Annotated in this window: 6 protein-coding genes; 2 read left to right on the forward strand and 4 right to left on the reverse strand. The window is 68.9% G+C overall.

All coding sequences use genetic code 11. The features are described 5' to 3' along the window. Positions 1-175 precede the first annotated feature (175 nt). Both ACG2DA_RS10610 and ACG2DA_RS10615 read right to left on the reverse strand, forming a co-directional pair. Entirely contained in the window at positions 176-1,894 is a 1,719-nt protein-coding gene (locus ACG2DA_RS10610; RefSeq protein WP_395255588.1) for a serine/threonine-protein kinase, read from the reverse strand. 32 nt (positions 1,895-1,926) lie between these two features. Continuing rightward, the gene (locus tag ACG2DA_RS10615; RefSeq protein ID WP_395255589.1) at positions 1,927-2,637 is read right to left on the reverse strand and encodes a hypothetical protein; all 711 of its coding nucleotides are present in this window, start codon (positions 2,635-2,637) and stop codon (positions 1,927-1,929) included. 133 nt (positions 2,638-2,770) lie between these two features. On the opposite strand from ACG2DA_RS10615, the gene ACG2DA_RS10620 reads away from it, so the two are divergent. Continuing rightward, complete coding sequence (locus ACG2DA_RS10620; protein WP_395255590.1) at positions 2,771-4,216, forward strand: sigma 54-interacting transcriptional regulator; 1,446 nt, start codon at positions 2,771-2,773, stop codon at positions 4,214-4,216. Between the two features lie 33 nt (positions 4,217-4,249). Here the strand turns inward: ACG2DA_RS10620 and ACG2DA_RS10625 are convergent, their stop codons facing one another. Next, positions 4,250-5,005, reverse strand: a complete 756-nt coding sequence (locus ACG2DA_RS10625; RefSeq protein WP_395255591.1) for an abortive infection family protein — start codon at positions 5,003-5,005, stop codon at positions 4,250-4,252. A 160-nt stretch (positions 5,006-5,165) separates the two neighbouring features. Continuing rightward, a complete protein-coding gene (pelA, locus tag ACG2DA_RS10630) occupies positions 5,166-6,221 on the reverse strand; it encodes a pectate lyase (RefSeq protein WP_395255592.1) in 1,056 nt (351 codons plus the stop codon). A 217-nt stretch (positions 6,222-6,438) separates the two neighbouring features. Here pelA and ACG2DA_RS10635 point away from each other — a divergent pair, with 217 nt between their 5' ends. Continuing rightward, a complete protein-coding gene (locus ACG2DA_RS10635; RefSeq protein ID WP_395255593.1) occupies positions 6,439-7,116 on the forward strand; it encodes a glycine zipper domain-containing protein in 678 nt (225 codons plus the stop codon). Positions 7,117-7,247: the final 131 nt, after the last annotated feature.

The following is a 7,247-nucleotide window of genomic DNA, read 5'->3' on the forward strand; positions in this document are numbered from 1 at the left end:
CGGGCGGCGGTTGGGGGGCGGGGTGCGGGCGCAGTCTAAGGCGCCGCCCCCTCTCCCATCGGCGTTTCCCGCCGCAAACCCCCACGCCGAAGGGCTTCGCGAGGAACGGCGCCCGAGATTTCCCCGTTCATCTGGCCGTTCGTCTGGCCGTTCAGCCGACGGAGATCCTCGGCCGCTAGTCGGTCGGCGCTTCCGCGGCGGACTCCGGGGTCTCCCAGCGGGTGCGGACGTTGTCGTCGAAGAGCCCGCCGTAGGCCTGGATCGTGTCCCGCAGCCGCATGCTCAGGCCGGGATCGACGGCCTCCCGCTGCGGGCTGGCGGTGAAGGCGGCGATGCGGCGGCGGAACTCCGCCTCGTCCCCCTCCCGCAGGTCGGCCAGGGCCCGGACGGCCTCCGCGTTCGCCTTGTACCGCAGTTGCTGACTGCCGGAGAGGCTCACGCTGGCCGCCGCCGTCAGCTTGTCGGCCTGGCGGCGGGCCTCGCCGGGGCGGTCGTGGTCCAGATACCACTTCGCCAGCCCGTCCCGGGCCCGCACCGCAACCGCGGGCACGTCGCCGTAGTGCTCCAGCAGGGCCAGCCAGCCGAGTTCGGAGTCCTCCAGCAGGGCGGCGGCGAACTGCTGGTCGGCGTCCGGCAGCTTCACGCCCACCGGGGCCGGGGGGGGGGTGAGGAACGGGTCCGCCGGCCGCTGCGCCCAGCCGATCCCGGCCCCGATCAGCCCGACCAGCAGGCAGAGCGGGATCAGAAACGTCAGGTGCCGGCGGAGCGACCACTGGAAGAACTGGTCGACGCCGAACGGCTTGCCGGAGGGCGCCGGGGCGGCGGTCAGCCGGGCCAGCTTGAGCTTCTGGGCCGACGCCGGGTTCTTCTCCAGGGCCGCGGCGAGGGCGGCGAGGTCGTCCCCCAGCGCCTGGGCGTCGGCGTAGCGGCCGTCCGGGGAGCGGGCCATCAGTTTGTGCACGATCTCGCACAGCGCCGGCGGCAGGTCCGGCCGCAACTCCGCCAGCGGCCGGGGGGTCGCGGAGAGGTGCTTCATGGCGATCGCCATCGGGTTCTCGCCCCGGAACGGCGGCCCGCCGGCCAGCAGGTGATACGCCGTCACGCCCAAACTGTAGAGGTCGCTGCGGGCGTCCAGCTTTTCCCCGCGGACCTGCTCCGGCGACATATACAGCGGGGTTCCCAGGGTCATGCCCTCCTGGGTCAGCGTCACGCTGCCCTCGCCCTTATCCGCCAGCCGGGCCAGGCCGAAGTCCGCCACCTTCGCGTGGCCTTTTTTGGTGAGGAGAATGTTCTCCGGCTTGATGTCCCGGTGCACGATGCCGGCGTCCGCGGCGGCGGCGAGGGCGGCGGCGATCTCGCTCAGCAGCCGGATCGCGATCTTCCCCCCCGGCGGGCCTTTCCGCTTGAGGTACTCCCGCAGCGTCGGCCCGGAGACGTACTCCTGGGCGATGTAGTGCAGCGGCCCGTCGTTCGGCCCCGCCCCGTCCACCTCGCCGACGGAGTGCACCTGCACGATGTTCGGGTGATTCAGCGCCGCGGCGGCGAGAGCCTCCTGCTCGAACCGGCGGATCATCGTCGTGTCGTCTTCGTCCAGCTTGTCCGACCGCAGCACCTTGAGGGCGACCTGTCGGTTCAGCCCCTTCTGCTGGGCCAGATAAACCTCCGCCATCCCCCCGCGGCCGAGCTTGCGGAGGATGTGGAACTCCCCGATGTACTCCGGCGGCGGCCGGTCCGGGGCCTTCTCCCGCGGCGGCGTCTTCCCGCTGCCGCTGGGCCGGAAGACCGTCTGCGACGGGTCCGGCGCGGGCGTGGCCCCCGCCGCGCGCGGCGGCAGTTTCGGCGGAGCGTTCTCCGGCGGGTCCGGATCGGTCGACGGGAGATCGGGGTCGGACATCGGCGGGAAGGGCGTGAGGCGAGGACGCGGGGTCACGATACCGCGACGGCGGCGTTCCCGCTCGCGGGCGGTCGGACCCGCAGCGTGTGCAGGACGGCTTCGAGTTCGGTTTCGTCGAAGGACCGGCCGGTCGCGCGGCCCATGGTCACCATCACCGAGCCGCCCGGGACGTCGAGTTCGTACTGAACCTGTTTGTGCGAGACCGGCCCGGGCAGCTCGCTGACAAGCTTCTCCCCGGAGACCGGACCGAACGCGACCGGTTCCGCGACGACCCCGCCCGCCCGCCACTGCCGCCGCAGCAGGGAGCCGAACCCGGGCTGCGCGACGATGATCAGGGCGTGGATCGCCCCCCGCCGCCCCTTCGTGAGGGCGAGGGAGGCCGGCGACGCTTCCGCCGTCCAGCCCGGCGGCGCTTCGACGGCGATCGTCGGCTGCGGACCGGGATCGGGTCCTTCGCCGAGGGCGGCGACGTCGAATCCGAAGCTCAGCAGGCCGCGGAAGATTCCGACGACGCACCAGCCGGCGTGGTCGTCGGAGTCGAACGACCCCAGCCACGCCTCCAGCGCCGCCAGATCGCCCGCGACGGCCGCGGCCGGGTCCGCTTCGTGCTCCAGCCGGCGCTTCAACGCCCGTTCGAGCGGCCGCGCGTCCAGATCCTCCGCGTCGGCCCCGCCCCGCAACGCCGCCTCGAACCCGGCCAGCGGCCGGTCGAGATAGGCGAGGCTCGGCGGCAGATCGGGCATCGGCGGGGCGCGCGTCGGCGTCGGCATCGTAGGAGACGCGGCGGCCGGTCGCAGCGCCGCACGCCCTGTCCGGCCGGCGCCGCGGCCCTAGAATCCGGCTCGAACCCGACCCCGCACGTTCGCCCCGAACCGTATGACCGTTTCCGCCGACCGCCCCGCCACTCTCGGCGACCTCAAGGCCTCCGGCTATCAGTCCGTCCCGGTCAAAACCGAATTGCGGCGGAACCTGCTCCGCAAATTGAAGTCCGGCGAACCGGTCTTTCCCGGCATTCTCGGCTACGAAGACACCGTCTTCCCCCAGCTGTATAACGCCGTGCTCAGCAAGCACGACGTGCTGCTGCTGGGCCTCCGCGGGCAGGGCAAAACCCGGATGCTGCGGATGCTCACCGGCCTGCTGGACGAATACATCCCCGCCGTGCAGGGCAGCGAGATCCACGACGACCCGCTCGCCCCGCTCTCCAAGTATTCCCGCGATCTGATCGCCGAAAAGGGCGACGACACGCCGATCGTCTGGATCGGCCGCGAGGAGCGCTACAACGAAAAGCTCGCCACCCCGGACGTGACGATCGCCGACCTGATCGGCGAGGTCGACCTGATTAAACACGCCGGCGGGGCGCTGCTGAGCAGCGAGGACGCGATGCACTTCGGGCTGATCCCCCGGTCGCACCGCGGCATCTTTTGTATGAACGAACTGCCCGACCTGGCCCCGAAGATTCAGGTCGGTCTGTTCAACGTCCTGGAAGAACGGGACGTGCAGATCCGCGGCTTCAACGTGCGGTTGAATCTGGACCTGATGTGCGTGTTCAGCGCCAATCCGGAGGACTACACCAACCGCGGCCGGATCGTGACCCCGCTGAAGGACCGCATCGGCAGCGTCGTGCGGACGCACTATCCCAACACCCGCGAGTTGGGCATGCGGATCACCGAGGAAAACGCCTGGACCGACCGCGGCGACGAAGAGCACCCCGTCTCCGTCGCGGTGCCGCGGTTCATGAAGGAGATCGTCGAGGAGACCAGCCGGCTGGCCCGCACCTCGCCCCACGTGAATCAGGCGTCCGGCGTGAGCGTGCGGATGAGCGTCTCCAACTATGAAAACCTGCTGAGCAACGCGGAGCGCCGCGGCGTCACGCAGGGGCAAAACCACGTCGTCGCCCGCCCCTCCGACCTGGCCCACGCCGCCGCCGGCGGTCGCGGCAAGGTGGAAATGAGCATGACCGAGGAGCCCGGCGAGGAGGACGTGCTGCTCGATCGGATGACCGACGAGGCGGTCAAGAACGTGTTCGACCAGTATTTGAAGCCGAAGAAGTTCCGCAGCGTGGTCGAGTACGTCGAAAGCGGCAAGACGATCCGCGTCGGCGAGGGCGTCACCACGAAGGAATATCTCGACCTGTTGGACAGCGTGCCCAACTTTAAAGAGGACGTGGAGATCCTCGCCGGCGAGCTGGAGCCGGACCTCGCCGGCGGCGACTACCACGAGCAACTGCTCGCCTGCGTGGCGGAGTTCATTCTGGAGGGCCTGCACGTCCACAACCGCCTGAACCGCGCCCGCACCGGCGCCGTCGCCAGCTACGGCGGGTGAGTGCTACGAAGCAGCAAAGCGCGTCGGCGCCCCCTATGATTCGGTGCCCTCCAACGAACGTAGGAAGCGAATCAAAGAGCAAACCTGATTTACGATCAATAAGCTTTCGGAGCGGTTTAGGAGTTCGTTGTCATGTGCAAGAGATTGCTCGTTGCGGACTGCGCAGAACGCATCTAATAGTCCGATGTTGGATCGGATAATCCTTTCCGTCATTGGGGATCGGATCATGCCGCTACGCTGAAGCATCTTTGCATATTGACCTGCGAGCCCGTGCAGCGGCGTGTCTCGGCTCGGTGAGTGCCCTCGCTTCTCATGCTGGTGTCGGAAGAATCGAACTGCGTATGTATGCAGTCGGTCGAGGCCTCGCTCCGGCTGACCCTCCCTAATCTTCAGCCGCACTTCGTCTGCCAACGCTTCGAAGACAGCGTCGTCGTCCAACGGCGAGATAGCCGCCAAATCGACAGGGCCAGCGTTCGCCACCAACCGCTCGCCAATTTTTCGAACTCCCTCTACCTGGTGCGGTATGGCCTCAGGAAGCTCTGAAGCGTATTCGGCAAGGGCGATTGTCAGTCGTCCGACGATCTGGTCGTCCTCAAGCTCCCAGAAATTCCGCAGCCGATTTGCTTTCGATAGTTGAACCCCACCGTAGTGGTCCGCCTCGATGTCCCTCCGCACTTCGCTTCCGATGAAGTCTTGAAACGTTCGGTTAGAGAAGTCCAGCACGTAACCGGACTTCATGCCGAAGACATCCTCCATGAGGCGGCGGTCACGAAAGGTCAGGGTAGCCATCTATAAGATTGTGGGCGGCAGTGTTCGCGTATTCTGAGAGGACACGCATCTTAGCGTAGGGTTCAGTGCGGTAGTGGAAGCAGCACGGAGTCCATGGGGCGTCCAGCCCAATGGTCGCTCGAATGCCCCCGGCTCGCCCCGCGTTTCCCCCCCCGCCGGCCTATTCGCCGGCGGCGTCCGCGGCGACCCGCTGTTTCCACGCCCGGTACTTCTCGCCCAGTACTTTCTGCGGCCAGTCGCCGTACCAGGCGTAGCCGTTGCGGCGTTCGTCGCCGATGTCGGCGAGGTTCGGCTTCGGCACGCCGTCGCGGTCCACGAACACCGGGCGGTTCGTTTCGATGTCGTAGAACCGCGCCCACAGCGGCGGGGCGGCGGGGTCCTTGACGATCACCTTGTTAAAACCCCATCCGGCGGCGGGGTCTTTCACCTTCTCCTCGCGGATCCCCGTCAGCTGGGCGGACTCCATCCAGGCGACCGCCGCGTCGACGGCCCGCACGACCTCCGGCGAGGGGTCTTCGAGACTCATTAAGAGTTGCGTGATTCCGACCGACTCCATCCCGCTGAGGGTCGCCAGTTCGAAGGTGCGGGCCGGGCGGGGGCGGAAGTCGACCTTGTCGTGCTGGGCGCACCAGGCCGTCAGCGTGCCGTCGACAAGGATCTGACACTTCAAAATGCACTCCACGCCGCGGTCGAAGGCGTCCCGGGCGGCCTGACGGCGGGCCTCGTCGACGAACCGATAGGTTTTCGACTCGGCGACCTCGCGGACGAACTGCATCAGGCGGACCATCGCGTCGTCGTTGAAGGTGATATAGCGGTGGTAGCCGTCGCCCGGCGGGTGGAACTGCGGCCAGCCGCCGTTGTCGTATTGACCTTCAAGGACGTAATCGAGTCCGCGGTCGAAGGCGTCGCGGTAGCGGTCGTCGTGCGTGGCGTTGTACAGCTTGGCGAGCAGCCGCAGCTCGTCGGTCGTCGCCCGGTTGTCGTAGGTGCCCCGCAGTTCGGCCCGGTCGCCGCGGTGGGGGGCGGCGGTCGTGTCCACGTTCTTCGGCCAGCCGCCCGATTCGGCTTGGAAGGAGAGCACGTTCGCCCCGATCCGGGCGGCCTCCTCGGTGGCGAACCAGGCCGCCGGCTTCTTGAGAAAGTCCTTCGGCCCGGCGTCGGCGGGGGCGGCCGCGAACAGCAGCAGGGCGACGGCGAACAGGGAGCGGGGGGACATGGGCCCGTTTCAACGGAAACGAGGAGAGAGGACAGGCCGGCGGGGCGTCCGCCGGTCGCACGGCGGCCCGGCGTTCATTGCACGAACGGCCGAATCGGCTGTCAATCGCCGTCGCACCGGGCCCGGGGGATCCATGGGGACCGGGGGAAACCGGTCTGGACCCGGCGGGACGGTTCGGCCGATGGTTGCCGGATCGCCCCCGCCCGGGTTCTGCGCCGTGATTCCTCCCCGCCTCGTCCGTTCCTCCCTCCGCCGCTTCGCCCCGCTGCTGTGCGGCGTGGGGCTGTTGGCGTCTCTGACCGGCTGCGCGACCAATCGGGCAGGAAACGGGGCGTTGGCCGGCACGCTGGTCGGCGGGGCGCTGGGGGCGGCGGTGGGCGAGCAGAGCGACAACCCGCTGGCCGGGGCGGTGATCGGCGGGCTGGGCGGGGCGATGGTGGGCTCGGCGATCGGCGAGGCGAACGACCGGGCCGAAGCGAACGCCGTCGCCCGGGCCTCCTACGAACGGGACGTCGCCGCGGCCCACGCCAACCGGGTGACGATCGACGAGGCGATCCAACTGACCCTCAACGGCGTCGACCCGGAGGTGATCGCCACCCACGTCCGCCAGCGGGGCGGCTGCGGCCCGCTGAGCGCCGCGGACCTGATCACCCTGCAACAGAACGGCGTGCACCCGCGGGTCGTCACCGCGCTGCAGACGTCCTCCCCGCCGCCGGTCCAGGCCCCGCCGCCGCCGCGGGAGCGGGTGATCGTGCAGGAGATCCACCACGGCCCCGGCTGGTCCTACTGCGAGCCGGATCCGTTCTGCGATCCGTTCTTCTATCCCCACCGCCGCCGTCGCCACCGGCATCACCACGTCGAGCCCGGCGTGAGCTTCGGCCTGCACTTCGACTGACCGGGCGGCGCCGCCTGTTTCTCTCCTCTCCCCCAAAAGGGGGCGAGGGGGGACGAGGTCTGCGGACATTTGAGGAGTGGTTCGCCACGCTCTTCTCCCCTCTCCCTGGAGGGAGAGGGGCCGGGGGTGAG

It is taken from the genome of Alienimonas sp. DA493, from assembly GCF_043951915.1.
GTDB lineage: Bacteria > Planctomycetota > Planctomycetia > Planctomycetales > Planctomycetaceae > Alienimonas.